26 protein-coding genes and 1 pseudogene are annotated in these 26,411 nt (G+C 56.2%); 15 read left to right on the plus strand and 12 right to left on the minus strand.

Annotated features, from left to right (window positions below; translation table 11 throughout):
• The first annotated feature begins 36 nt into the window (after nucleotides 1–36).
• Nucleotides 37–1,146 (plus strand): Fic family protein, encoded by a 1,110-nt coding sequence (locus IB226_RS09775; protein ID WP_192234999.1) that lies wholly within the window; start codon nucleotides 37–39, stop codon nucleotides 1,144–1,146.
• A gap of 42 nt (nucleotides 1,147–1,188) precedes the next feature.
• Here the strand turns inward: IB226_RS09775 and IB226_RS09780 are convergent, their stop codons facing one another.
• The 3 genes from IB226_RS09780 to IB226_RS09790 form a co-directional block, all read right to left on the minus strand.
• Nucleotides 1,189–1,536, minus strand: a complete 348-nt coding sequence (locus IB226_RS09780) for a YebG family protein (protein ID WP_192235001.1) — start codon at nucleotides 1,534–1,536, stop codon at nucleotides 1,189–1,191.
• Between the two features lie 73 nt (nucleotides 1,537–1,609).
• Nucleotides 1,610–2,404, minus strand: coding sequence for an SIR2 family protein (locus IB226_RS09785; protein WP_008108794.1), 795 nt, complete (start codon nucleotides 2,402–2,404; stop codon nucleotides 1,610–1,612).
• Nucleotides 2,401–2,961, minus strand: a complete 561-nt coding sequence (locus IB226_RS09790; RefSeq protein WP_101761408.1) for a non-canonical purine NTP pyrophosphatase — start codon at nucleotides 2,959–2,961, stop codon at nucleotides 2,401–2,403. Before IB226_RS09790 ends, IB226_RS09785 begins: the two co-directional genes overlap by 4 nt.
• Before the next feature lie 228 nt (nucleotides 2,962–3,189).
• Between IB226_RS09790 and IB226_RS09795 the strand changes: the two genes are divergently transcribed.
• Nucleotides 3,190–4,521, plus strand: coding sequence for a bifunctional diguanylate cyclase/phosphodiesterase (locus tag IB226_RS09795; protein ID WP_225608254.1), 1,332 nt, complete (start codon nucleotides 3,190–3,192; stop codon nucleotides 4,519–4,521).
• Nucleotides 4,522–4,573: 52 nt separating this feature from the next.
• Here the strand turns inward: IB226_RS09795 and IB226_RS09800 are convergent, their stop codons facing one another.
• From IB226_RS09800 to IB226_RS09840, 9 genes are all read right to left on the minus strand, one after another.
• Nucleotides 4,574–4,999 carry a hypothetical protein gene (locus IB226_RS09800; protein WP_225608255.1) on the minus strand — a complete coding sequence of 142 codons (426 nt, stop codon included), beginning with the start codon at nucleotides 4,997–4,999 and terminating at the stop codon, nucleotides 4,574–4,576.
• A gap of 330 nt (nucleotides 5,000–5,329) precedes the next feature.
• Nucleotides 5,330–6,235: an ABC transporter substrate-binding protein gene (locus tag IB226_RS09805; RefSeq protein ID WP_192235003.1), complete on the minus strand. Its 906-nt coding sequence runs from the start codon at nucleotides 6,233–6,235 to the stop codon at nucleotides 5,330–5,332.
• Entirely contained in the window at nucleotides 6,235–7,029 is a 795-nt protein-coding gene (locus tag IB226_RS09810; protein ID WP_110868468.1) for an amino acid ABC transporter ATP-binding protein, read from the minus strand. The genes IB226_RS09805 and IB226_RS09810 overlap by 1 nt, the downstream gene beginning before the upstream one ends.
• Complete coding sequence (locus tag IB226_RS09815) at nucleotides 7,013–7,939, minus strand: amino acid ABC transporter permease (RefSeq protein WP_110868467.1); 927 nt, start codon at nucleotides 7,937–7,939, stop codon at nucleotides 7,013–7,015. The genes IB226_RS09810 and IB226_RS09815 overlap by 17 nt, the downstream gene beginning before the upstream one ends.
• Nucleotides 7,940–7,948: 9 nt before the next feature.
• Nucleotides 7,949–8,461, minus strand: coding sequence for a GNAT family N-acetyltransferase (locus IB226_RS09820; protein WP_101761402.1), 513 nt, complete (start codon nucleotides 8,459–8,461; stop codon nucleotides 7,949–7,951).
• A 9-nt stretch (nucleotides 8,462–8,470) separates the two neighbouring features.
• Nucleotides 8,471–9,403, minus strand: coding sequence for an ABC transporter substrate-binding protein (locus IB226_RS09825; protein WP_192235005.1), 933 nt, complete (start codon nucleotides 9,401–9,403; stop codon nucleotides 8,471–8,473).
• 18 nt (nucleotides 9,404–9,421) lie between these two features.
• Nucleotides 9,422–10,735, minus strand: coding sequence for an LLM class flavin-dependent oxidoreductase (locus IB226_RS09830; RefSeq protein ID WP_192235007.1), 1,314 nt, complete (start codon nucleotides 10,733–10,735; stop codon nucleotides 9,422–9,424).
• An 82-nt stretch (nucleotides 10,736–10,817) separates the two neighbouring features.
• Nucleotides 10,818–11,975 (minus strand): amidohydrolase, encoded by a 1,158-nt coding sequence (locus tag IB226_RS09835; RefSeq protein ID WP_192235009.1) that lies wholly within the window; start codon nucleotides 11,973–11,975, stop codon nucleotides 10,818–10,820.
• Between the two features lie 22 nt (nucleotides 11,976–11,997).
• Nucleotides 11,998–12,993, minus strand: a complete 996-nt coding sequence (locus IB226_RS09840) for an MsnO8 family LLM class oxidoreductase (RefSeq protein WP_137386971.1) — start codon at nucleotides 12,991–12,993, stop codon at nucleotides 11,998–12,000.
• Nucleotides 12,994–13,361: 368 nt separating this feature from the next.
• On the opposite strand from IB226_RS09840, the gene IB226_RS09845 reads away from it, so the two are divergent.
• From IB226_RS09845 to IB226_RS09905, 13 genes and pseudogenes are all read left to right on the plus strand, one after another.
• Complete coding sequence (locus IB226_RS09845) at nucleotides 13,362–14,339, plus strand: TRAP transporter substrate-binding protein (protein WP_137386972.1); 978 nt, start codon at nucleotides 13,362–13,364, stop codon at nucleotides 14,337–14,339.
• A 48-nt stretch (nucleotides 14,340–14,387) separates the two neighbouring features.
• Nucleotides 14,388–14,894, plus strand: a complete 507-nt coding sequence (locus tag IB226_RS09850; protein ID WP_110868462.1) for a TRAP transporter small permease — start codon at nucleotides 14,388–14,390, stop codon at nucleotides 14,892–14,894.
• Between the two features lie 12 nt (nucleotides 14,895–14,906).
• Complete coding sequence (locus IB226_RS09855) at nucleotides 14,907–16,193, plus strand: TRAP transporter large permease (protein WP_192235011.1); 1,287 nt, start codon at nucleotides 14,907–14,909, stop codon at nucleotides 16,191–16,193.
• A gap of 474 nt (nucleotides 16,194–16,667) precedes the next feature.
• The gene (locus IB226_RS09860; protein WP_192235013.1) at nucleotides 16,668–16,847 is read left to right on the plus strand and encodes a hypothetical protein; all 180 of its coding nucleotides are present in this window, start codon (nucleotides 16,668–16,670) and stop codon (nucleotides 16,845–16,847) included.
• Nucleotides 16,848–16,860: 13 nt separating this feature from the next.
• Nucleotides 16,861–18,483 (plus strand): TIGR04028 family ABC transporter substrate-binding protein, encoded by a 1,623-nt coding sequence (locus tag IB226_RS09865; RefSeq protein ID WP_192235015.1) that lies wholly within the window; start codon nucleotides 16,861–16,863, stop codon nucleotides 18,481–18,483.
• 12 nt (nucleotides 18,484–18,495) lie between these two features.
• Nucleotides 18,496–19,440, plus strand: a complete 945-nt coding sequence (locus tag IB226_RS09870; RefSeq protein WP_192235601.1) for an ABC transporter permease — start codon at nucleotides 18,496–18,498, stop codon at nucleotides 19,438–19,440.
• Nucleotides 19,437–20,294 (plus strand): ABC transporter permease, encoded by an 858-nt coding sequence (locus tag IB226_RS09875; protein ID WP_110868458.1) that lies wholly within the window; start codon nucleotides 19,437–19,439, stop codon nucleotides 20,292–20,294. Before IB226_RS09870 ends, IB226_RS09875 begins: the two co-directional genes overlap by 4 nt.
• Complete coding sequence (locus IB226_RS09880) at nucleotides 20,291–21,901, plus strand: ABC transporter ATP-binding protein (RefSeq protein ID WP_192235017.1); 1,611 nt, start codon at nucleotides 20,291–20,293, stop codon at nucleotides 21,899–21,901. The genes IB226_RS09875 and IB226_RS09880 overlap by 4 nt, the downstream gene beginning before the upstream one ends.
• Nucleotides 21,898–22,899 carry a putative FMN-dependent luciferase-like monooxygenase gene (locus IB226_RS09885; protein WP_192235019.1) on the plus strand — a complete coding sequence of 334 codons (1,002 nt, stop codon included), beginning with the start codon at nucleotides 21,898–21,900 and terminating at the stop codon, nucleotides 22,897–22,899. The genes IB226_RS09880 and IB226_RS09885 overlap by 4 nt, the downstream gene beginning before the upstream one ends.
• Nucleotides 22,900–22,911: 12 nt before the next feature.
• Nucleotides 22,912–24,009 carry an alkylhydroperoxidase domain protein gene (locus IB226_RS09890; protein ID WP_192235021.1) on the plus strand — a complete coding sequence of 366 codons (1,098 nt, stop codon included), beginning with the start codon at nucleotides 22,912–22,914 and terminating at the stop codon, nucleotides 24,007–24,009.
• A gap of 2 nt (nucleotides 24,010–24,011) precedes the next feature.
• The gene (locus IB226_RS09895) at nucleotides 24,012–25,163 is read left to right on the plus strand and encodes an amidohydrolase (protein ID WP_192235023.1); all 1,152 of its coding nucleotides are present in this window, start codon (nucleotides 24,012–24,014) and stop codon (nucleotides 25,161–25,163) included.
• Between the two features lie 23 nt (nucleotides 25,164–25,186).
• Complete coding sequence (locus IB226_RS09900) at nucleotides 25,187–26,035, plus strand: VOC family protein (protein WP_192235025.1); 849 nt, start codon at nucleotides 25,187–25,189, stop codon at nucleotides 26,033–26,035.
• A gap of 102 nt (nucleotides 26,036–26,137) precedes the next feature.
• Nucleotides 26,138–26,410, plus strand: a pseudogene (locus IB226_RS09905) (GNAT family N-acetyltransferase); the annotation flags it as partial.
• Nucleotide 26,411: the final 1 nt, after the last annotated feature.

The raw sequence follows: 26,411 nt of genomic DNA on the forward strand, positions 1-26,411 counted from the left end.
CGTTCTATTCAGCTCATGCGATTCAGGAGTGACTCTATGATGTGGATTTGGCAGCAGCCCGATTGGCCGCAGTTTCGCTGGCAGGAAGAGAAATTACTGCCGCGCCTGCGCCAGCTGCAGCAGCAGCGCGGCGTCTTGCTGGGCCGCGCTAGCGTGCAAGATAAAAGCGATCAACAAACGCTGGATACGTTGCTCAGCAATATCCTCTCTTCCTCAGCGATTGAAGATGAGCGCGTCAACGCGCAGTCGGTACGATCGTCCCTTGCCCGCCGTTTAAGCGTTTCGCTCGATCAGCCTTACCCGGTTTCCGAACGTTCCGAAGGTTTGGCAACCATGATGATGGATGCCATCACGCAACGCGATCAGGAACTCACGTTGGCGCGTTTATGTCAGTGGCATCGCTGGTTATTCCCCGCAAGCGAATGGACCATTAAGCGACTAAATGTTGGCACGTTGCGCGGCGATGAACCGATGCAGGTCGTTTCGGGGCGTATCGATCGGCCAACGGTACATTTCGAAGCGCCGCCGCGCGCCGGGCTGGAGGTACAGCTTGAAGAATTTATCGCGTGGTTTAATCACAGCCGCGCGGATCCGCTGCTCGACCCGCTGTTGCGCGCCGCGCTGTGCCATCTGTGGTTCGTTACGCTGCACCCGTTTGATGACGGTAATGGACGCATCACCCGCGCCCTGACCGATTTGGCGCTGGCGCAGGCGGATAGCCAAAGCATTCGTTTGTATGCCATGTCCGCATCGATTCTGGCGCAACGTGCCGATTATTACCGCATCCTGCAGCAGACGCAGCGCGGTGCGCTGGACGTCACAGATTGGCTGCTGTGGTTTTGTGATGTGCTGAATGACAGCCTTGAGCGCGCGCTGGAAACCGTTACGCGCACGCAAAACAAAGCGCGCTTCTGGTTAATGCACAATGCTGCTGAGCTAAGTGCGGAGCAAACCCGCGTGCTGAATCGCTTACTGGATGGCGGTGAACAGGGATTTAACGCAGGCATAAGCGCCGGCCAGTATCAGAAGGTGGCGAAAGTGAGTAAAGCCACGGCGACGCGACATCTGACAGAACTGCTGGCGAAAGGTTGTCTGGAGAAATTACCCGGCGGCGGGCGCAGCACGCGCTACCAGATTAAGCGTTGATGGGTAACCAGGTGCGCATCAATGCGCACCTGACAAAACGGCTTACGCCGCTTTAACCGCGCGGACTTTCTTTTCCGGCGCTACCGCTCCCGCTTCGCTCTCGGTTTCCGCAGCGGCTTCAGGCGCTTGCGCAACCTCTTCTGCCTTTACAATATCCGGCAGCTTGCTGGTGCGCAGGATATGCTGCACCGCGTCTTTCTGTTCAGCCAACAGCAGACCCAATGCTTCGGCCTGCGCTTCACCCAAATCTGGCTGATGTTGCTGTAGCCAATCGGTAAAGGCGTCTGCCATATCGAGCATTTTGTCCCAGGCATCCGCGTCTTTTTTATTGGCAAACGTCATCTTTTCTTCACCCTTTCTGACTACAACATATTTGGTTTCGACTGCCATGATGCACCTCGATTAACTGTATTTATATACAGTATATTCTGATCAAACTTTTCCAGGCAATGACTTTCTGCTGTTAAGCCAGTAATTCTTCCAGGAACAGCGCCAACGCTTTGCGCGGATCGTCCTCTTCCGAGACGATCATCTCAATGCCCCACTGCCCTAATACCTCTTTTGCCACCGGGTTATTGCGGTTGGTGAACAGGTACGATTTAGGACGCGCGGTGGCCAAGCCGGTTCGGCCCCACATTTTTGTCAGGCGGTAGAATAACAGACGAATATTGAAATCGCTGATGCTGTAGCCCACAAACAATACCGAGTTGCCCATGACGTCGTGCGTGAGTTTGATATCCAGCGGCGAATCAAAATAGAGGCGTTCAAAGTAGCTGCTTTCATCCAGCACAATTGACGTATCGTCGTCGAAATCACCATGCAGTTTGATGATGTGGCGCTTATCTTCAGTCAACGACACCAAATCTGCCGCGTTCGCGACTTTACTGTAAGGCACGTTGTGCGCCTCATGCGCCATTTCAAGCCAGCGATCGTAATTGGTGGTGTAGATGCGTGAGAAATTGCCTTGGGTGATCATGGTATGGATTTCAGAACTGCGCACATCAATATCCGGGCGATGCCATTCGCGATCCATCCAGCTGCGCAGCGGTCCCAGCGAGCCTTTACGCTGCTTGTAATACTCCGCCAGCGACAGATGCGTGCCGTAGGTATTGAAGATTTTCGGGTCGTAGCCCAGCTCTTTAGCCAGGTGCGCAATCAGCTCATGCCATTCCGGCAGGCCAAGATTGCGTGAAATGCCTGCACCGGCGAACAGGATCAGTTTACCGGCGTCGTAGGCGCGTTTTAGCTCGGGTTTCATGCCAATCCCCGCGATGTTTTTAAAAAGGTTGCGAAGCGATCCAACGCCAGGCGACGCATCGAAATCTCATTTTTCAGCTCGCCCATTTCGGCGAAAGTTTGCGTGTGCCCTTCCGGGATAAACACGCAGTCCCATTGAAATTCGCGTGGACCAGCAGGCTCGGTGGCGATGGTGCCGCGCAGTTCGCCTTCGAACTGATACATTTTTTGCCCATCGCAATAGCCAAGCACGGTTTTTGCCGTGACGCAGGCGCTATCTAAACCGTTCACCAGTTTAGTGAAGCGCTCGGCATTCAGGCGGCTCCAGAAGATGCGCGTCAATCCGGCCGGTAAGCCGTTCAGGCCATCCAGATAGAGCCCGGTGTGTTCGACAAACAGCGGACGACCAATAATAGAGAACGCTTTGGTGAGCTTATCGCGCACCAGTTCAACCTCATTTTCAGTCTGAATCTCTTCAATACGGCGTGCGATGGGTAGCACTTCGACACCGACCGGCTCAAGGATGGTACGCACCTCGGCCAGCTTTAGTTCATTGGCAGACAGGAATCGTATTTTCATTGCAATCAGTATGTTGAAGGTGAGTTTAAGCTCTGTAAAAGCCTTTCCGTTGGTCGTTGATTCTAGCGCGCCTACCGGGCACTGGGTAGGAACAATCTCTGATAGGAGAAAACAAAATTATGACTTTATCGATGCAAGAATCTAGAATAATTATGCGATTCAATTTAATAAATATGACAGTAAAAATGAGAACCTCAGATGATTTCTTATTTTAGCTCCAGATATTCCATGCTAAAAGATTTACCCTTCATTTTGCAGGGTGATAACCCAGAAAAAAAATTGCGCTTAACTCTGCTCATTGCTGGATTTTCCAGCATCCTGGCGGGTTTTTATATGGTAGCGACGAATTTCATTAAGGGAGAAAATGGTGTTTCCGCCTTATATTGCCTGAGCACCGCGATGGGATTTTATATTGTCATTGCGGCATTCCGTGACAAGCTGAACAAACATCTCTACATCATCGTGCATGCTTTGTTACTGATCATAATGCTGTTGTTTCTGCTGGATAATGACCACAGAGTAGAAAAACACTCAGAGTACAATTATCTGGTGGCGTTAACCGTCGGCTCAGCATTGGTATTACGCCAGCAAACACCTTACTTAAGTAAAATATTCCCGTTAATCTGCCTGGTGGTTTATCTGTTTTTTATCTCGACCGGATTAACCTGGCAACATAGCGCGTTTCAGCTCAATATTCCGCATGAATCCGGCTTTTATATCGTCAACTGTGCAGTGCCAATGATCGCGCTGTTGTTGACGGCATTCACGCTGCGCGGCAACTACTCCGAAACCGATTTGATCAAACGCGAACTTTCACAAGCCATCGAAAAGAATCAGCTGGAGCTCTATTACCAGCCACAAGTCGACAGCAATAAAAAGCTGATTGGATTTGAAGCCCTGCTGCGCTGGAAGCATCCTGTTAAAGGCTTTATTTCACCCGAAGTGTTTATTCCAGTGGCCGAAAAAAGTGGCTTGATAATCGACATTGGCAAGTGGGTGATGGAACACACCTTACAGCAAATCGCCGAATGGGATCGCGGTCAGCACCTTAGTGATTTGGTGTTTTCTGTTAACATCAGTCCGCTGCAGTTAATACACCGCGATTTCACCCAGGATACCTTGTTATCGCTGTCACATTATAAAATCCGCCCCGAACGCCTCAAGTTTGAAATTACTGAAACCACTTTTGTCTACGACCAGAAGCGTATTGGCGACGTAATCAGCCATTTTAGCCAATTAGGTGTTAAATGGGCGATTGATGACTTTGGCGTCGGCTATTCATCGCTTAAATCGATCAGTGATTTTGCCATTGATGATATTAAGATTGATAAATCATTAATCATGCAGATTTTTAAAAATGAGTCATCGGCGATTGTGGTGCAGAAAACCATCGAGTTATCGCGTGAAATGGGTCTGAATGTGCTGGCTGAAGGCATCGAGAGTGAGGAGTATTTCACCTACCTGCGCGATAAAGGCTGTCATCTGTTTCAGGGCTACCATTTCGCCCGCCCGCTGCCGCCCGCAGATGCGCAGGTATGGATCAAGAAAGCCAAAATATAATCTCCTGTTTTGCAGGGTCGCCATTTATGGCGACCGGCACACGGCATATTAACTAAAACAGCAGTTTCGCAAGTGAAAGACCCGCTCCTAAGGTTACAAATTGGGTAGTCACCATCCATTTGGTTTGTGTAATCATTGCTTTATATAAATCGACCTTTATCGCCGCAACATCCTCCCTGGTAGCGTAATTAGACTTGATCACCGCTACATCCGCTTTCACGGCAGCCACATCCTCTTTAGTCGCATAATTTGACTTGATTACCGCCACATCCGCTTTGACCGCTTCGACATCCTGTTTCGTGGCATAGTTTGACTTAATCACCGCTACGTCAGAAACCAATACGGTAACATTGTCTTCCAGACTTTTAACACGCTCTTGCATTCCTTTACCTCCGCTCGGTGGTTGTCCGCCTTGTTTGCATTTACGTTGACGGCACGCATAATTGATAACACTTTTATTTAACGGTTCAGCTAACATTATTTCACCCCAATCGTTTCCATTTTTGATTGGGTAATGCAGGTTGACGGTAGGCCATATAATCAAACTCCCTTTTGCAATGGTAAACGTTAAACACCGCACTCGCCCAAAACCCTGAACATCTTAACACCGGTTTTTTTCACAAACATTAGTGGTTTGAATAAGAAAATAAAAATAACTGTCAAAAAAACAAAGAAGATAATCAATCAACTGAGCAAGTAACAATCTACCGACAATTTAATGTGAGCCGACCTAAAACCCAATGAAATAAAAAAAAGCTCACAACTTTCACATCGTGAGCTTTCTCGCAAAATTAAGCAGAACAGAAAATTACTGGTAAACAATCCCCGGCGGATTTACCTGCGAGGTTTCCACCGCCTCTTCCTGTTCGCCCCAGCGTGCCAATACTTGTTTGTACTCGCCGCTGGCAATCGCGCCATTAATTGCCTGCTGCAGTGCCACATCCAATCCATTACCTTTTTTAGTGGTCACCGCTACCCAAGCGCGGAACGGGCCGTGGCCGACGATTTTGGTCTGCCCGCGCGAAGCGACTTTCCATGCTGCCAATGATTGAGGGCCAAACGTTGCATCCGCACGTCCCGAAAGCAGCGCCAGCGTGGCCGCCGCATCATCGTTGAGATAGATCGGCTGCACCGGCGCTAAGCCCTGCGCGCGGTTCTTCTCATCCCAGCTGAGTAAAATCCGCTCCTGATTGGTGCCCGAACCCACAATGATGCGCTTACCCGCCACATCTTCGCGGCCCTTAATCGCGGTTATCGCGCTGTTGGTTTTCACCGCAAAGGCGTGGTTATCCGCGCGATAAGTGGCGAAATCGAACTTCTTTTTGCGCTCTTCGGTGACGGCAATATTGAACATCGCCACGTCATATCGTCCAGCGGTAATACCCAGCGGCCAATCTTCCCAGGCGGCTGGCACCAGCTTCAGCTTTAAACCCAAACTGTCCGCCAGCAGACGCGCAATATCCGGATCGCTGCCGATCAGCGTTTTATTATCCGACGCCCATAAACCGATCGGCGGCGAGTTCATCGCCGTGGTGGCGACGGTCAAATAACCCGGATTCACAAAGTGAAAACCCGCCGGAATCTTCGCGATAGCCTGGGGATTCGCGGCTATATTGATGGGCGTTTCGTTGTTTTTGGCATCCAGCGTTTCTGCTGCGATGGCTGGCGCGCCTGACATCACTGTCAGCAACGCCGCAATAATCACTCGTTCCATTAAAGTACCCGCGCCAGAAAACGTTTGGTGCGCTCGTGGCGCGGCTGATTCAGTACCTGATTACTGCTGCCCTGCTCAACAATGCGTCCATCGACCATAAACACCACGTTGTCCGCCACTTCACGCGCAAAACCGACTTCGTGCGTGACAATCACCAGCGTGGTGCCGGAACGCGCCAGTTTTTTGATCACATCCAGCACTTCACCCACCAGCTCGGGATCGAGCGCTGACGTCGGTTCATCAAACAGCATCACGCGCGGATTGAGCATCAAGGCACGCGCAATCGCGATACGCTGCTGCTGGCCGCCCGACAAATGGCGCGGCCAGGCATCGGCTTTGTGACGCAGGCCAACCACATCCAGCAGCTCACCGGCACGGTCAATCGCTTCACGGCGTGACAGTTGACGATGCGCAATCGGCGCTTCAATCAGATTCTCCAGCACCGTCAGATGCGGAAACAGATTGAAGTTCTGGAACACGTAGCCAACGTTGATGCGCTGACGCAGAATCGCCTGCTCTTTCAGCTCATACAGCTTGTCGCCGCGACGCTGATAACCGATGTAATCGCCATCGATCTGGATATAGCCTTCATCAACGCGCTCCAGATGGTTAATGGTGCGCAGCAGCGTCGATTTGCCCGAGCCAGACGGCCCGAGAATCACCGTCACCGATCCCGGTTCCAGCTCCAGTGACACATCATCCAGCGCTTTCAGTTTGCCGAACGACTTGCTCACGCCGGTAATGCTAATGGCGCCAGCGGTATGCAGATTGCGGTAATCAATGGCTTCGGACATGGGAAAGCTCCTCGGTTGCAGGTTTGGCGCTGCGGTTACGCCATTGACGCCAGCGCGACGGCTGCGGTTCACGGGTGACACTGCGCGCCAGCCAGCGCTCAACGCTGTGCTGCAACAGTGACAGAACGGTGGTGATGATCAGATACCAAGCCGCGCCGACCATCAGCAGCGGAATCACCTGCTGTGTGCGGTTGTAGATCATCTGAATGGTGTAAAACAGTTCCGGCATAGCCAGCACGTAAACCATTGAGGTGCCTTTGGCGAGGCTGATGATTTCATTAAAAGTGGTAGGAATAATCGCGCGCAGCGCCTGTGGCAGAATGATGCGGAAGGTACGGCGCGTGGAGGATAATCCCAGCGCCGAAGCCGCTTCAAACTGGCCGTGATCGACACCCAAAAAGCCGCCGCGAATGATCTCAGCACTATAAGCGCTCTGCACCAGCGTCAAACCAATCACCGCCGCCGGGAACTGGCCGAGCACGTTGATGGTCTGGAAATGGCCCCACGACAGCGCGGTAAACGGAATGCCCAGCGACAGCGTGTCGTACAGATAGGAGAAGTTGTAGAGGATGATCAGCACCACGATCAGCGGCAGCGAGCGGAACAGCCAGATATAGCCAAACGCCAGCGTACTCAGCAGCCAGGATGACGAGAGGCGCGCCAGCGCCAGCAAACCGCCAAAAATCAGGCTGAGTATGGTGCCAAACAGCGTCAGCAGCAGCGTTTGCCCCAAACCGCTGAGGATCACCGGATCAAAAAACCATTTGGCGAACACGCCCCATTCCCAGCGCGGATTGAACGCAACCGAATCAATCACGCTGGCCAGAATAAACAGCGCGACAATCGCGCCGACGGTACGTGCCGGATATCGCGCCGGCACCACGGTTAAACGTTGTGGTTCATTACGCATTACAACTCCTTAGCTGGCCTGCGCCACGCTATGTACATCAATCACTTTCAGGAAGCGCAAGCGTCCATCGTGTGGCGGCTGGCTGTAGACTTCCATATCCTCCAGCAGCTCAAACTGCGGCTGATAACCGTGGCCGATATACAACTTCACCGCTTCTGGCTGGCGGAAACCGGTGGTGAGAAACACGCGCTGATAGCCCGCACGCAGCGCACGGCGCTCCAGTTCCTGCAGGATCAGCAGCGCCAATCCCTGACGACGCAGATCGCTGCGCGTCCAGATGCGTTTAAACTCAGCGGTCACCTCGTCGTAGGGTTTATACGCGCCCATCGCGATGATCTCGCCGTCACGCTCCAGCACGATAAACAGCCCGCGCGGCGGTAAATACCATTCGGTCAGCTCCACCTCTTTTTGGCTGGTGAAGAACGCGCCGTAGCGCGCGGTATATTCACCAAACAGTCCGGTCAAAATCGGTTGCAGCTCAGGCGCTTCCGGTGATACTTCGCGGAACAGTTGCTCGCTCATGCGGCCTCCTTAATCGCCCAATCCGGCCGGATTGATCTCTGAACTGTCGATACGCTCCACGCCTTCACCCCAGCGCTTCAGCACCTTGTCGTAATCGCCGTTCTTGATCACGCCATTCAGCGCGGTGTTGATCGGCTGCACTAAACCGCCATCTTTCTTCACCGTCACCGCGATGTGCGCCGCCTTCGGCCAGCCGCCATCGACGCTGCCAACCAAACGCGTCTGCTTGGTCAGCGCCGCTTTCCAGGCGCCAATTACGTTCGGACCAAAGTAGGCATCGGCGCGGCCTGACTGCAGCGCCAGCGTTTGGGCCGCATCGTCTTTGGTATACACCGGCGTAAACGGCTTCAACCCTTTGGCCTGATTCTCTTTATCCCAGGCCAGCAGGATCGATTCCTGATTGGTGCCAGAGCCGACGATAATACGCAGTCCGGCAATATCTTCGGCTTTGGTCAGCGACGTAATTGGACTGCTGGATTTGACGTAAAAACCGAGTGAATCTTTGCGATAGGTGGCGAAATCGAAGCGTTCTTTGCGCTCTTTAGTGACGGTCACGTTACTGATCGCCGCATCGTATTTGCCCGATGCCACGCCCAGCGGCCAGTCTTCCCATGACGTTGGCACCACGTTGAGTTTCAGACCCAGGCTGTCGGCGACTAAGCGGGCGATATCCACTTCGCTGCCGAGCAGGGTTTTGTTGTCATCACTGAATACAGTTAATGGCGGCGAATTCAGCGCGGCGACCGCTACGGTGAACGAACCCGGCACGGCAAAGCGATGTCCAGCCGGGATCTGCGCCACTGCGGCGTCATTTTTCGCGGTATTGATCGGCGTTTTGTTGGCTTCAACACTGATGTTTTGACCGTTAACCGCCACATCTTCGGCGAATACGGCGCTGCTCATGCCCAGCAACAACAGCGCAATAAGGGATTTTTTCTGCATAGCGTTTATTCTCGAGTTTTATTTTTGTGTGTATTGGTTAACCGGATCTTTCAGACCAAAGCTGGCGCGCAGCGTGGTTCCGGGGTATTCGCTGCGGGTCAAACCGCGCGCTTGCAGAATCGGTACCACGCGATCGACAAAGCGTTCGAATGTATCTGGTGTGCCGCCCTGAATGATGAAGCCATCGGTCGCTTCGCTCTCAAACCACAGCTGCAAACCGTCGGCTACCTGCTCTGGCGTGCCGTGGAACAGCGGACGCGGCGTCGCGGCTTCCAGCGCCGCCTGGCGCATCGTGTGGCCATGCTCGCGCGCCTTGCGTTTGATTTCGTCGGTGGTGCTGCGGAAGCTGTTTTGCCCGATATCGCCGAGTTCCGGGAACGGCTCATCCAGCGGATATTGTGAGAAGTCGTGATGATCGAAGAAGCGACCGAGATAGTTGAGCGCATCTTTGATGGAAACCAGCGCGGCGGTGGTTTGATACTGCTGCTCCACATCTTCCGCACTGTCGCCAACAATCACACCGACGCCCTGGAAAATGTGCAGATCGCCCGGTTCGCGGCCATTCGCAACCAGCTGTTTTTTCACATCGCGGTAGAACGCCTGCGCCTCTTCGCGCGTCGGCTGATGGGTAAAGATGGCGTCGGCGTGTTTAGCGGCCAGCTTGCGGCCATCTTCCGATGCGCCCGCCTGAAACACCACCGGACGTCCTTGCGGCGTGCGTTCGATATTCAGCGGCCCTTGCACCTGGAAGAAATCGCCGTGGTGATTCAGCGTGTGCAGCTTCTCAGGATCAAAGAACTGGCCGCTCTCTTTATTACGCACGAAAGCGTCGCCTTCCCACGAATCCCACAGCCCTTTCACGACTTGCAGATACTCATCAGCGATGCGGTAGCGCAGCGCGTGTTCCGGATGCTGCTGGCGCGAGAAGTTCTTCGCCGAACCTTCCAGCGGCGAGGTCACCACGTTCCAGCCCGCACGACCGCCGCTCAGATGATCGAGGCTGGCAAACTGCCGCGCCACGGTGAACGGCTCGCTGTATGAGGTGGAAACCGTGCCGACCAAACCAAGATGCTCGGTAACGCCCGCCAGCGCCGACAGCAAAGTCAGCGGCTCGAAGCGATTGAGGAAGTGGGGAATCGATTTTTCATTAATAAACAGGCCATCGGCAACAAACAGGAAATCCAGCTTGCCCGCTTCCGCCTTGCGCGCAATATGTTTGGCGTAATCAAAATTGATGCTGGCATCGGCCAGCGCCGCCGGATGACGCCACGCGGACATATTGCCGGACGCGCCATGCAGAATGGTGCCCAATCGCAGTTGTCTTGCAGTCATAATGTTCTCTCTTTTGCCAAGGCGCAGCCTGACGGCGACATGCCTGTCGCCGTACAGAACCGGAATTAAAGGGTGAATCGCGTTAGTTCAGAATGGCGTCACGACATCGCGCGTTGAGGTGCTGCAACGCTTGCTGAGCCAGTTGCGTAAAGTAGTGTGCAGCGGGGGCAATCAGCGCTTCATCAGGATTGAAGCCGCCATGATGCAGACCAAATTCGCTCGCGCTGCCAATGCTGACAAACGCGCCGGGGATCTGCTGTAAGTAGTAGGCAAAATCTTCGCCGCCGAGATGTAACTCAGCGGTCTGCACGCGGTAGCCCGCCTGCTGCGCCACGTTGCTGGCAAACTGCGCCCAGCGCGCATCGTTCTCCAGCACCGGCGGACCCGGATGCCAGCTAAAGGTGGCGCTGGCACCGTTGGCGGCGGCGATATTCTCCACCAGCGTACGGGCGCGCTGCTCCAGCTCCGCGCGCACCTGTTTGTCATGGGTGCGCACCGTGCCGCCAAATTCGGCCTCGCCGGGCAGTACGTTCCAGGTTTTGCCGGCGTCGATACGCGTCACGCTGAGCACTAAGCTGTCCAGCGTATTGAAACTGCGGCTGGTGAGCGATTGCAGCGTCTGAATAATCTGGCTGGCGACCACAATGCTGTCCACGCCCTCTTCCGGATGCGCGGCATGCGCGCCTTTGCCGGAAACGCGCACGATAAATTTATCCGCATTGGCGTAAAACGCGCCGCCACGGGTGGCGAAGGTGCCGGTCGGCAAACCGGGTTCATTGTGCATGCCGAAAATCGCCTGCACACCGTCCAGCACGCCCGCATTGATCAACTGGCGTGCGCCGGTGGCGTTCTCTTCTGCCGGTTGGAACAGAATACGGATGCGCCCCGGCAATTGATCTTCAACGGCTTTCAGCTGCAAGGCCGTGCCCAGCATCACCGCGCTGTGAACATCGTGGCCGCAGGCATGCATTACGCCGCTGTTGCGCGAGCGGTAAGTGAGTCCGGTGGCTTCGTGAATCGGTAGCGCATCGATATCGGCGCGCAGCGCAATCAACGTGTCGCCGTGCCCCACTTCCACGATCACGCCGGTTTCCAGCGGATAATCCAGCAGACGCAAACCGGCGTCCTGTAACCAGCGGCGCAGGCGCGCGGTGGTTTCGACTTCGCGGCCGGATAACTCCGGCCAGCTGTGCAGCTCACGTCGCCAGTCAATCAGCTGATGTTCGCTAAATTGCGTCATACTTGCCTCCGGAAGCAGCGAATCATGCGGTGACTAAACGGTGAGTGGCCAACAGTTCGAGTGATTTCACGCGCGCCTGCTCTTCAGCCACCGGCGTATCAATCACGAACTCTTCAATGCCGAAATTCTGATGCAGCGCATCCAGCTTGGCATGCACCTGCGCGGCGGTGCCTTTCAGCAGCGATGGCGTGCGCGGTTCAATTACGTAATCGGTATAACCGCCCTGACGCACATAGCGTTCTGCCTGCTCGACGCTGCCGACGTTAACGCTGGGGCCATCTTTCACGCTGACGTGGTAAACGCGCAGGTTATCCACCAGCAGATCGGCTTCCGCCGGCGAATCCGCCACCACCACTTGCACCGCCACCAGCGCGCGCTGGCCGTTGCTGTGCTGGCGATAGCTGTTGAGGACTTTTTCCATCAGTTGCGGATCGCCGTTGTGATGCGCCGCAAACACCAGCTGCCAGCCGAGTTCTGCCGCCAGTTTGGCGCTCTCTTCGCTGGCACCCAGCAGGAAGCGATTGGCCGGACGCGGCGGCTGCGGCGTGGCGCGCAGAATCTCTTCATCGCCCACTGGCGGCACTTGCAGCCAGCTATCCAGCAGCGTCAATTGCTCGGCGAAGCTGCCTTTCTCTTGCAGATGCACACCGAGCTGCAACGCACGCGTTGAGAGCGGCAAGCCGCCCGGCGCTTTGCCAACACCAACGTCAATGCGGCCCGGCGCTAAGGACGCCAGCAAGTTGAAGTTTTCCGCCACTTTGTAAGGGCTGTAGTGTTGCAGCATCACGCCGCCGGAGCCGACGCGAATATGTTGTGTCTGGCCGATGATCCAGGCGATCAGCAGTTCCGGCGACGGACTCGCCAGACGATCGGTATTGTGGTGTTCCGCTAACCAGAAACGGTGATAGCCCCAGGCTTCCGCCTGCTGCGCCAGCTGTAACGTGCGGTGTAGCGCGTGGCTGGCTGTCTCTCCGTCGGCAATCGGCGATTTATCCAGCAAACTCAGTCGGTATGACATGCGCCTTATCCTTTTCGTCATGAATATGGCGAGTAGTTTGTGGCGGAGAAGGCGGATTCGTAAAACATGATATTGTCGTATCTATATTTACTTTATGCATATCAGGGAGATAGATTGGACCATGTGGTTTAAACTCCTTTGAAAACACATAATTATCCCCACAGAATATAGATTGTTGTGGTGATGTTTTGAAAATGTGACACTCAATATAAAATTATTAAAACATCGTTTCAAAATGTGACGTAATTCATCCAATCGCCATTCCCTTATTTTTCCAGCCACTATTTTCTCTATGCTGACACCACGCGGCATCCTTCGACAAATTAATGCGCCGCACCTTCCTGCCTCCCTTTAGCTGGAGAAAAAGCATGACGTTTAAAAAATTACTTCTGGTCGTTTCGTTATCCTCTGCAGCAGCGTTTTGCCCGGCAGTGGCTTCCGCCAAGGTCATTAAAGTGGCCGAAGTTCAACCGGCGGGTTATCCCACGGTGGTGGCGCTTGAACACATGGGCGAGAAGCTAAAAAAAGCCACTGATGGCCGATTAGAAATGAAGGTTTACGCCGGTGGCGTACTAGGCGATGAAGACCAAACGCTGCAGCAGGTGCAACTGGGCGCCATTGACATGATCCGTGTTTCGCTGGCACCGGTCACCACCATCGCGCCAGAAACCAGCGTATTAACCTTGCCGTATGTTTTTCGCGATGAGGATCATATGCACAAGGTGCTTGATGGTGATATCGGGAAAAATATCGTCGAGAAATTCGATAACGATCCTAACGCCCGCATGATATTCCTCGGCTGGACCGACGCCGGTGTGCGCAACATGATCACTAAAAAGCCCATCGCCAAACCCGACGATCTTAAGGGTATGAAAATCCGCGTGCAAAACAGTGCGATTTCGTTGGCGACCTTAAAAGCCATGGGCGCAAACCCGGTGGCAATGGGCGTGAGCGAAGTGTTTAGCGCCATGCAAACCGGCGTGGTGGATGGCACTGAAAACAACCCGCCAACCTTTGTTGCCCACAACTATATGCCCGTCGCTAAGTACTACACCCTCACCGGCCACTTCATTCAGCCTGAAATGATTCTCTACTCTAAACCGTTGTGGAATCGTCTCTCGGCTGACGACCAAGCGTTGCTGAAGAAATTAGGCAAAGAGGCGCAGGAGGAAGAGCGTCAGCTCTGGGCAACTTACACCCAACAATCCATCGAGAAGATGAAAGCCGGTGGCGTGACCTTCCAGGAAACCGATCGTGAAACCTTCATGAAAGCCACCCAGCCAGTGCGCGATCAGTTTGGCGGGAAATATCAGGATTTGATGAAACAAATTGCTGATGTGAAGTAATCCTCCCCACGCCACGTGCCTGCGTGGCGTTTTAATCAGGTAAACATTATGACTGCATACTCTCGTCTGATGGATGGGCTTTATTTGCTGTGCATGGCGATCGCCGCCGTTGCCTTGTTGATCATGGTGACGGTGATTCCCATCGGGATTTTCACCCGCTATGTGCTGAACGACGCGTTATCCTGGCCAGAACCGGTCGCCATCATTTGCATGATCATCTTTACCTTTATTGGTGCGCCAGTCGGGTTCCGCGCCGGTACGCATATTTGCGTCTCGATGATGACCGACCGGCTCTCGCCGGTGAATCAGCGCTGGCTGCTGAAGTTGTCTGACGCGCTGATGATCATCACCTGTCTGGTGATTTTCCGCGCCAGTTACAACCTGTGTGAAGCGATGTGGGTGCAAACGCTGGCCTCATTACCGGTGGTGACCTATGGCGAAATGTATCTGCCGATCCCAATCGGCGCGATTTTCACCCTGCTGTTTGTCATTGAAAGATTGGTTAATGGCGATCAAAGCCAACGCGCCATCGTGACTCTTGGCGGCACCCACTAAGCGGAGAAGAAAATGGACGCACTGATTTTGATAGGCAGTTTGGTGGTATTACTGCTGGTGGGTTTCCCGGTGGCATTTGCCGTTGGATTGAGCGCGTTTATCGGGGCATGGTGGATCGATTTACCACTGGAAGCGGTGGTGATTCAGATTACCAACGGCATAAATAAGTTTTCACTGTTAACCATTCCGTTCTTCATTTTGGCTGGTGCGATTATGGCGGAAGGCGGCATTGCCCGACGGCTGGTCAACTTTGCCTATATTTTCGTTGGTTTTATTCGTGGCGGTTTGTCGCTGGTGAATATTGTCGCCTCAACCTTCTTTGGCGCGATTTCGGGCTCTTCGGTGGCGGATACCGCCTCGATAGGTTCCGTGATGATTCCGCAGATGGAGGAGAAAGGCTATCCGCGTGACTTCGCTGCGGCGGTAACGGCCAGCGGCTCGGTACAAGCGGTGTTAACCCCGCCCAGCCACAACTCGGTGATTTATTCGCTCGCCACCGGCGGTGTTGTCACCATCTCATCGCTGTTTGTCGCCGGCATCATTCCTGGCCTGTTACTGGGTTTTTGCTTAATGGTGATGTGCCTGGGATTTGCGCGTAAACGCGGCTATCCCAAAGGCGAGCGCATCCCTTACAAGCAGGCGTTGAAAATCTTCTTCGATGCGTTTTGGGGATTGTTCACCATTTTCATCATTCTCGGCGGAATTCTGTCCGGCGTTTTCACCGCCTCGGAATCGGCAGCCATTGCCTGCATCTGGGCGTTCTTTGTCACCATGTTTATTTATCGTGATTTCAAATGGACGCAATTGCATATTCTGGTGTTTCGGACCATCAAAACGGTCACCATTGTGATGGTGTTGATCGCCTTCGCCGCCGGTTTTGGTGCGGTAATGACCTTTATGCAATTACCCACCATTATTACCGAAGCCTTTACCCAATTTTCCAGTAACAAGTATGTGATTTTGATGTGCATTAATCTGCTGCTACTGGTGGTGGGGACGCTAATGGATATGGCACCGCTGATCCTGATTCTGACGCCGGTACTATTACCGGTAGCCACCGCACTCGGCGTCGATCCGGTTCATTTCGGCATGATAATGCTAACCAACTTAGGCATCGGTTTAATTACGCCACCGGTCGGCACGGTATTATTTGTCGCCAGCGCAGTGAGTAAGCAAAAGATTGAGCAAGTGGTCACCGCCATGCTGCCTTTCTATGGCGTGTTGCTTATTGTGCTGATGTTGATTACCTATATTCCGGCGTTATCGCTATGGCTACCGCGTTTAATGGGCGTGATGTAACAACCGGTCAAATCATTGTGCTTTAAATCTGCTGCGGGCTCTGACACATCTACTGCGTCACGGGCCGTCCTCGCACCGCTAGCGCGGTACCTTCGGCTTTCACGTCGTGCCGACGGATCATTCGGGGATCGGCCGTCCTGGCCGGCCCCGAACTGCCTCACGCATCCCTGCGTGAGGCTCCTGGCCCAACGTAAAAGCCTCAGCGCTGCGGATAGCCCTTTTGCCGCAGCAGACGCGTCAGCGCCTCTGGCAAATGTGCCCTTTTCAACAACACGCACTGAAGGTTTGGAGCAGGCCGGGGCCGCTTTTGGGCCGGCAATCCGCAGCGCTGAACGAAGCGAGGAAGCCAGGAGAGCCCGCAGGACGCGGGCGAAAGGCGGAGCCGGGACAGGACGTCCCGTCTCCGCCGGTCCGTCAGGCAGACGAGCGAAGTGAAGGTACCGCGTAAGCGGCGCGAGGACCGCCGGATCAAAAGTGGCACCGGTCAGCGCCATCACCAATGGCTTAGCTAATAAGCATTACGCCATTTATGGCGCCCCATCGTATGAACAGAACGCCTATTTATTTTTTTTAGCAAAGCTTAGTGCAATTCCTTGGTTCAACTCCCGTGTGCGGCATTCAATGATGAAAACCGCCCGTCGGGCTATTGATTAAAAAGGGAAACACCATGACTAAGCATTTTCACTTGCAGGCGTTGAGTTTGGCCCTGCTATCAGGGATTTTTAGCGCCCACGCGGCAGACACGCCCGTCAAAGGCGGCACGCTGGTTTACCTCGAACAACAGGCACATACCAACCTTTATCCACCCGCCGGTGGCTTTTATCCCAATGGCGGTATTCTGAATCAAATTACCGATAAGCTGACGTGGCAGAATCCTGAAACCTTAAAAGTGGAACCGTGGATTGCCGAAAGCTGGAGCAGTAACGCCGATAAAACCGAATATACCTTTAAAATTCGTCTCGGCGTCACCTTCTCTGATGGCACGCCCTTAGATGCCAATGCGGTAGCCAAAAACTTTGATACTTACGGTCTGGGAAATAAAGCCCAGCGCCTGCCGGTTTCCGAAGTGATCAATAATTACGACCGCAGTGAAGTTATTGATCCTCAGACGGTGAAATTCTATTTCAAAAAGCCATCTCCCGGTTTTTTACAGGGCACCGCTACCATCGGTTCAGGCCTGGTTTCCCTCAGTACGCTGCAGCGTAGCTTCGACCAACTCGGCGATGCGCGTCATATTATTGGTTCCGGTCCATTTGTGGTCAGCGATGAGAAACTCGGCCGCGAGGTCGATTTAACCGCGCGCAAAGATTATCAATGGGGCCCGAAAAACCTCGCCCAGCAAGGTCCCGCCAATCTCGACGGCATTAAATTCATCGTCACGCCGGAAGACAGCGTGCGTATTGGCGCGCTGCTGGCCGGCCAGGCCGACTTCATTCGTCAGGTGCAAGCCTACGACGAGAAGCAGGCGCAGCAGCAAAACTTCCCGATTTACGCTGCACCCACGCGTGGCGTCAACGACAGCATCAGCTTCCGCCCGGATAACCCGCTAGTCAGCGATGTGAAAGTGCGTCAGGCGCTGCTGCACGCCACCAACGCTCAGCAAGTGGTGCAAACCCTGTTCTCACCGAACTATCCGCAGGCCACGTCGGTGATCGCCACCTCGGCGGCCGGTTACGTCAATCTGGCCGACAAGCTGAAATTCGATCCGGCGTTGTCGAAAAAGCTGCTGGATGAAGCGGGCTGGAAACCGGGCAGCGACGGCATCCGCGAAAAGGATGGCAAGAAACTGGCGCTGACCATTTATGAATCGCTGCCGCAGCCGCAGAACAAAGAGGTGCTACAGCTGGTGGCACAGCAGTGGCGTCAGGTTGGCGTCGCGCTGGCGGTGAAAGCCGGTGATGCAGGCAGCCGCGTGCTGGATAACCTCGATCCGCTGAAAACCCCGCTGGTGGTGTCCGAAGTGGGACGCGCCGATCCTGACGTGGTGAAGAGCCAGTTCTATCCGACTAACCGTGATGCGCTGCTGCAAAAAGGCGGCTCCAGCGACAAGGTGCAGAACTTCCGCGACGACAAACTGAACACGCTGTTGCTGGGGATCTCCTCGGAAGTCGATCCGGCGAAACGCCTGGCGGTAACCGGCGAGGCGCAGCGCTATCTGCTCGATCAGGCCTATGTAATTCCGATCTTTGAAGAACCGCAGGTGTTTGCCGGTGCGCCGTGGCTGAAAGGCGTGAATTTTGAAGCCGTGGGTCGTCCGTCGTTCTACGGCGCGTGGCTGGAAAAACACTAAGGCAGGTTGATGATGCAACGTTCACTGCTGCGAAGAGTGGGTCAAAGCGTTTTGGTGCTGTGGGCCGCGTTTACCCTGTCGTTCTTTCTGCTGCAGGTGCTGCCCGGCGATGCGGTGCTGATCAAGTTTCAGAACCCGGATCTGGGCCTTAGCCCGGATCAAATCGCCGAAATGCGACTGGCTTACGGCGCGGATAATCCGCTCTGGCAGCAGTACGTGCACACGCTGCTGGCGATGGTGCGCGGCGATTTTGGTTACTCGGTGCAGGCGGGCGTGCCGGTCAGCGAACAGCTGATCAGCAACCTGCCCGCCACGCTGCAACTGGCGCTGCTCGGTTTTGCGCTGGCAACCCTTATCGCGTTCGCGCTGGCGGCGTTATCGCGCTTGCCGGCGCTGCGCTTACTGCGTTCGGTGCTGCAATCAATTCCGGCGCTGTTTATCTCGCTGCCAACCTTCTGGCTCGGCATCGCGCTGATTCAGCTGTTCTCCTTCCAGCTGCGCTGGATCCCGGTGATCAATCCGTCGCCGCTACAGGGTTTGATTCTGCCGGTGATTACTGTGGCGATCCCAATCTCCGCGCCGCTGGCGCAGATTCTGTTGCGCAGCATCGATCAGGTTTCTACCCAGCCGTTCGTGGCGGTCGCGCGCGCTAAAGGCGCCAGCGAAAGCCATGTGCTGTGGCATCACGTGATGCGCAATGCGCTGCTGCCGGTGCTGAACGTTGCCGGTTTGCTGCTCGGGGAACTGATCGCCGGTGCGCTGATTACCGAAACCGTGTTTGGCCTAAGCGGCGTCGGTCAGCTGACGCAGCAGGCGGTGAATAATCAGGACATCGCGGTGTTACAGGCGGTGGTGATGATCTCGGCGCTGGCGTTTGTGCTGATTAACCTGCTGGTCGATGCGCTGATGCCGCTGTTCGATCCGCGTCTGCAATCCATTGCCGGAGGCAACCGATGAGTCTGGTCGATTACTCAACTGCGCGTCAAAGCAACGGCAACGCACGTGCGTCCCGCGTGCTCAACATCCAGCCAGGTTTGTGGCTGGCGTGGGGCGTGATGCTGTTGGCGCTGCTGGCGGCATTTGCGCCTGGTCTGTTTACCCATTTCAGCCCAACGGAAGGCGTGCCTGGCGCACAACGTCTGCCGCCGCAGGCCGCTTACTGGCTCGGCACCGATCAGCTGGGCCGCGATCTCTACGCGCGCATTATTTATGGTGCGTCACAGTCGCTGTCGGCGGCGGTCGCAGCGGTGGCGATGGGGCTGATTGGCGGCACCACGCTCGGCGTGCTGGCGGGCGCGATGGGCGGTCGCACTGAGAACTGGCTGATGCGCTTAGTGGATGTGCTGCTGTCGATTCCTTCGCTGCTGCTGTCGCTCAGCATTCTGATTCTGCTGGGTTTTGGCACCGTGCACGCCGCGCTGGCGGTGGGCATCGCCTCGATTGCCAGCTTTGCCCGCCTGGCGCGTGGCGAAGTGGTCCGCGTACGCCGCAGCGAGTTCGTCGAAGCGGCTTACGGCAGCGGCGGCAGTTTCGGGCGCGTGTTGTGGCGTCACATTTTACCCAACTCGCTGACGGCGGTGATCGCCTTCGCCGCCTTGCAGTTTGGCCAGGCGATTCTGGCGTTATCCACGCTCAGCTTCCTCGGCTACGGCACGCCGCCGCCGACGCCCGAGTGGGGTTTATTGATCGCCGAAGGACGTAACTATCTGGCGACCGCGTGGTGGCTCACCACCTTCCCCGGCATTGTGGTGGTCGCCGTGGTGCTGGCCGCCAACCGCATCAGTCGTCAACTGGCCGGAGGTGACGCATGAGCGCGTTATTAGCCATTGAAAATTTAACCCTCAGCTATCGCCAGCGCGGCGAGTGGCGCGCGGTGGTTCACAACGTCAGCTTTGAGTTGCAGCCGGGTGAAATGGTGGCGCTGGTCGGTGAATCCGGATCCGGCAAAACCACCACCGCGCAGGCCATTATTGGTTTGATGGCAGAAAACGGCCGCCGGGACAGCGGCAAAATTGTGCTGAACGGCACCGATATCGCCGGTTGGTCTTCTAAACGTCTTGATAGCCTGCGCGGCGTCAGCATCAGCTTAGTGCCGCAGGATCCGGGCAACTCGCTCAATCCGGTGAAAACCATTGGCGATCAGGTCGGTGAAATGTTGCAGCTGCACCTGAAAATCAGCAAAACCGAACGTCAGCAGCGCGTACTGGAGCTGCTGCAAAAAGTGGGGCTGAGCCATCCGGAACAGCGTCTGACGCAGTATCCGCATCAGCTTTCCGGCGGCATGAAACAGCGCGTGCTGATTGCTATCGCCCTCGCCCTGCGTCCGCAGATTATCATTGCCGATGAACCCACCAGCGCGCTGGATGTCACGGTGCAAAAACGCATTCTCGATCTGCTGGAAGTGCTGCGCCGCGAATCCGGTACGGCGGTGCTGTTTGTCACGCACGATTTGGCATTGGCGGCAGAACGCGCCGATCGCCTGCTGGTATTTCGTCATGGCGAAGTTCAGGAACAAGGCCCGGCGGCGCAGGTGATCAACGCGCCTAAGCATGCTTACACGCGGCAGCTGTTGCAGGACGCCGATCCGGACGACAGCGCGTTGTCCGTGCCGACACAGGCCAACTTCTCGTCGCCAGCGATTCAGCTCTCCGGCATCAATAAACAGTTTTCCCTTGGTCGCCAGCAGCAGCTGCAGGTGGCGAAAGAGGTGTGCGTCACGGTGGCGCGCGGCACCACGCACGCGCTGGTCGGCGAATCCGGCTCGGGGAAAACCACGCTGGCGCGCATTCTTTTAGGCTTTGAGCAGGCCGATAGCGGCCGCGTGGTGATCGATGGCATCGATGCCACCGCGCTGCGCGGCGAAGCGCAACGTCAGCTGCGCCGCAAGATTCAGTTTGTGTATCAGAACCCGTTTGCCTCGCTGGATCCGCGCCAGACGCTGTTCGCCATCATTGAAGAGCCGCTGCGTAACTTTGAGAAACTCAGCAGCGACGAGCGCCGGCAACGCGTCGCAGCCGTGGCGCAGCGCGTGGCGTTACCGCTGGAGCTGCTGACGCGTAAACCGCGCGAGTTGTCTGGCGGCCAGCGTCAGCGCGTAGCCATCGCCCGCGCCCTGATTCTGCAACCGGCGATTCTGGTGCTGGATGAAGCGACCTCAGCGCTGGATGTCACAGTGCAGGCGCAGATTCTGCAACTGCTGCAACAACTGCAACGCGAGCTCGGCCTCACTTATCTGTTTATTACCCACGACCTCGCCACCGTGCGCCGCATTGCGCACAGCGTCACCGTGCTGCGCGCCGGTGAAGTGGTGGAGCAAGGTGACACTGTCACTCTATTTAACGCGCCGCAGCATCCGTATACCCGATCGCTGATTGACGCGATACCCGCTTTCCGTCCGCTGATTAAGGAGTCTGCATGACGCGCAAACGCATTGGTTTTTTCACTCGCCTGCTGGATGACACTTCCGCACAGCAGCGCTATCGCCTGGCGACTGAACAGATTCAGCACGCCGAGCGCACCGGTTTTGACAGCGCGTGGATTGCTCAGCACCACTTTCACGAGAAAGAAGGCGGCTTGCCTTCACCGCTGCTGTTTCTGGCCCACGTTGCGGCGCACACCCGCACTATTCGGCTTGGCACCGGCATCATCACGCTGGCGATGGAGAACGCGCTGCGCGTCGCCGAAGATGCCGCGGTGCTGGATTTGCTGAGCAACGGTCGCCTCGAAGTCGGTTTAGGATCGGGCGGTACCGCGACCTCGTTTCTGCCGTTCGGCATCACTATCGACCAGCGTGCCAGCGTGTTTGCCGATCATCTGCATCAACTGCTGAGCGCCTGGCGCGGCGATATGTTGGGCCATCCGGAGAATCATCTTTACCCCGCAGCGCCGACGCTGGCGCAGCGCGTGTGGATCGCCACCTTCTCGGTGGAAGGTGCGGCGCGCGCAGGCCTTGCCGGGCACGGTTTGATGCTGTCGCGCACCCAGCCGCGTCCGGCGGGCCAGCCTGATTTGCCGCTCCACCAGATACAAAACCCGATGATTGATGCCTATCTGGCGGCTTTACCAGCAGGCATTGCGCCGCGCATTCTGGCATCGCGCACCGCTTTTGTGGCCGATTCCAACGACTACGCGCGCCGTCTTGCCGAGCCGGGCTTACAGCGCCAGGCGCAGCATTTCCGTGAATCGGGACACGTGATTGGCAACACGCTGGACGAACAGGCGCGTCAGTTGGATGCGCACTTCGGCGATGCCGACACGGTGCGGCAATCGCTGCTGGCCGATACGTCGCTGCAACGCGTCACCGATATCAGCTTCCAGGTGCACTCCATCGATCCGCCACACGCCGACATTCTGCGTTCTATCGAATTGATTGCCGAGCATATTGCGCCCGCGCTGCGTGCGCTGAGCCACGCTTAACAGGAGAATTTCATGTCTCAAACGTTTGATTTACTGGCCGCGCTGGCGGATATCGATCCCGCGTCTGAACTGGCGCAAGCCCGCGCCGAGCGTCACGCCGCCACCCAGCACACGCAAGGCAGCTATGACGTGCTGTTTTCACAGGATGATGAGGATTTGCCGTTAGCAGAACGTTTCGCCCTCGCCGCGCAGGTCGCGGCCTGGCATGGCGCGTCGAGTCTCGAAGCGCATTACCGCCAGCCGGATCAGCCTAACAACGCACGCTTCGCTGCGGGTCTGGCGTTTGCGGAACTGCTGAGCCTGCATCCGGTCGATGCTGCGCCGCAGAACATCGAGACGCTGCAAACTGCCGGCTGGTCGCCACGTGGCATCGTCACGCTGGCGCAGTTGATTGCCTTTGTCAGCTTCCAGAGCCGCTTGCTTGCGGGTTTGCGTTTGCTCAACGGTGAAGAGACGGCGTCGCAGCCGCATGCGGTGGCCGGTAAATGGCACGATGCGCCGCTCACCGTCAGCGGGAAAACCGCCCTCACCGCCTTTACCCAACAGGAACTCGGCTGGGAACCGTGGCTGGCGGCAAAACCGCTGCAGGAATTTAGCGCTGAAGAGCAGGCAACGCTGGCGAAATTCGGCCACAGCGACTCTGATTACTTCCGCCTGCTGGGCCGCAATCAGCCGCTGCTTGAGCAGCGCACGCTAACCGATAAAGGCATCTTCTACACCGCAGGCGGACTCTCGCGCGCCGAGCGAGAACTCGCCGCCGCGGTGGTGAGCAAGGTCAACGGCTGCATCTACTGCGCCTCGGTGCATGCGCGCAAAGCCAGCCAGCTGTCGAAAGATGAACCGGCGGTGCAGAAGCTGCTGAATGTCGCGCCGGGCGCTGAGCTGTCGCACGGACAATCGGCGCGCTGGGCGGCGCAGATCGATTTGGTTGCTACCTTATCGATTACGCCTGCCGCCACCAGCCTGAAACAGCTGCAGGCGCTGCGCGCTCAGGGATTCAGCACGCTGGAGCTGCTGGACCTGATTCAATCCGCCGCCTTCTTTGCCTGGGCGAATCGCCTGATGCTGACGCTCGGCGAACCTTTCTTACCTGAACACACACAAGGATGACCATGACGGATCTTTCCCATCAACAGCTGGTGCGCTGGCGACGCGAGCTGCATCAGCATCCCGAACTGTCGGATCAGGAATTTGCCACCACCGAGCGCCTTACCCGCTGGTTGCAGGAACTCAACGTCAAGCTGCTGCCGCTGGATTTGAAAACCGGTGTCGTGGCAGAAATCGGTCACGGTGAACCGCTGATTGCGCTGCGTGCCGACATCGACGCCCTGCCCATCGACGAGCAAACCGATCAAGTATGGCGCTCCCAACAGCCGGGCGTGATGCACGCCTGCGGCCACGATCTGCATAGCAGCGTGATGCTGGGCGTCGCACAGCAGTTGCAACGCATCGAATCCCAGCTGCCTGGCCGCGTGCGCATTCTGTTCCAGCCTGCCGAAGAGATTTTTACCGGCGCGAAACAGCTGCTGGCGGCGGGCGCGCTGAAAGAGGTGCAGGCGATTTTCGGCCTGCATAACGCGCCGGATCTGCCAACCGGCACGCTGCGGACGCGCGGCGGTGCCTATTATGCCAACGTTGATCGTTTCCAGATCACTATCAACGGCAAAGGTGCGCACGCCGCGCGTCCGCATGAAGGCATTGATAGCATCGTGATTGGCAGCCACATCGTCACCGCGCTGCAAACGCTGCCGAGCCGCGTGTTCAGTTCGCTGGAGTCGCTGGTGGTCAGCGTGACGCGCTTTACCGCAGGCAACAGCTGGAACGTGCTGCCACAAACGGTGGAACTGGAAGGCACGGTGCGCACCCACAATGCGGCGATTCGCGCGCAGATCCCGCAGAAAATGAGAGCGCTGATAAACGGGATCGCCGCCGGATTTGGCGCACAGGCGGAGCTGGTGTGGCAGGAAGGTCCGCCTTCGCTGGTCAACACCCCGCAATGGGCCGATTTCGCGCTGGATCTGGCCGCAGAGCAAGGCTATCAAACACAGGTCGGCACGCCGCAGATGGGTGGCGAAGACTTCGCCTTCTACCTGCAGCAGCTGCCGGGCGCGTTCGTCAGCATCGGCAGCGCCAGTGAATTTGGCCTGCATCACGCCGGATTCGATCCGGATGAAGCGATGCTGGAACCGGCGGTGCATTACTTTACCGAGCTGGCCCAGCGCGCGCTGCTGACGCTGCGCCAACAACAGGCGCTGGCATCGTGACCATGAGAGCAAGGAGAAAAGCGATGGCGATTTCTGTACCTGTTCCACGTCTCGACCATGTGGTGATCAACGTTGCCAGCCAGTTGGATGACGCCAGCGCGCTGTTTCGTCGCCTGGGATTTCAGCTGACCGAGCGCGGCCATCATTCGCTCGGCTCCAGTAATCATCTGGCGATTTTTGGAGATAACTATCTGGAGCTGTTGGGGTTTGAGCCTGGGCGCGGCAATCTGCGCCAGGATTTGTGGCAGTCGCCGATTGGCCTCAGCGGATTAGTGTGGAAAACCGAGGATGCCGATGCGGTGTGGCGCTATCTGGAGAGCCAGGACATCGACGGCGATCTACCGGCGAGCTTTTTCCGTCCCGTTACTTTGCCGGACGGCACCGAGCAGGAAGCACGCTTCCGCACCGTGCGATTGCGCCCGTCGCTGGTTGCGAACGGCCGCAGCTTCTTTTGTCAGCACGATACGCCGGATTCGGTGTGGCAGGACGCGTGGCGCGTCCATCCGAATGGCGTGAGCGATATCGTCGAGTTCGTGGTGGTGGCGCAGGATCCCGCCGCCGCTGCGCAGCCCTACAGCCGTTTATTCGGTGCCGATAAACTCACCGCCTGTCAGGAAGGCGCGTTTGTGCTCAAAGCGGGTGTGGCAACGGTGCGTTTTGCCGCCGCGGAATATGTTACGCAGCGCTTCGCCGGATTGCCGATTGATTACGACGGCAGCGCGCGCATGGCCGGATTGAGTTTGCGCACCTCGGATCTGCGCAAAGTGAAAGCCAGCCTGCTGCTCGGTGATGTGCCGTTCCGCGATGAAGAGTCGGCGATTATTGTTGGTGCCGAGCAGGCGTTTGATGTGGCGTTGCGGTTCCAGCAATAATCACGTTTTGCATGTATCCGTAGCGGCGCGATTTATCGCGCACTGTGATGGCGATTGCGCACCCACCCTGATAATGCGCAATAAATTGCGCCGCTACGTTATGACTGCGCCGAAGTCGGCTTTCTGTTCGCACCTGAAGCGCAAGGCAAAGGCTATGCGCACGAGTCGCTCCGCGCGATTTGTGACTATGCATTCAGCGACGGCGGCATTCGACGCCTAAGCGCTACCGTCACCGCAGGCAATACGCCCTCACGGCGACTGCTGGAAAAAGTCGGTTTTGTATCAGAAGGTGAACTGCGAGAAAGTTACTGGCTGAGAAATGCTTGGCATAACGATTGGCTGTTTGGGTTGTTGCGCGAGGAATATGGGTTGTAGT

Origin of the sequence: Pantoea sp. PNT03, assembly GCF_014852515.1 — a bacterium.
GTDB classification, from domain to species: Bacteria; Pseudomonadota; Gammaproteobacteria; order Enterobacterales; family Enterobacteriaceae; genus Pantoea; species Pantoea leporis.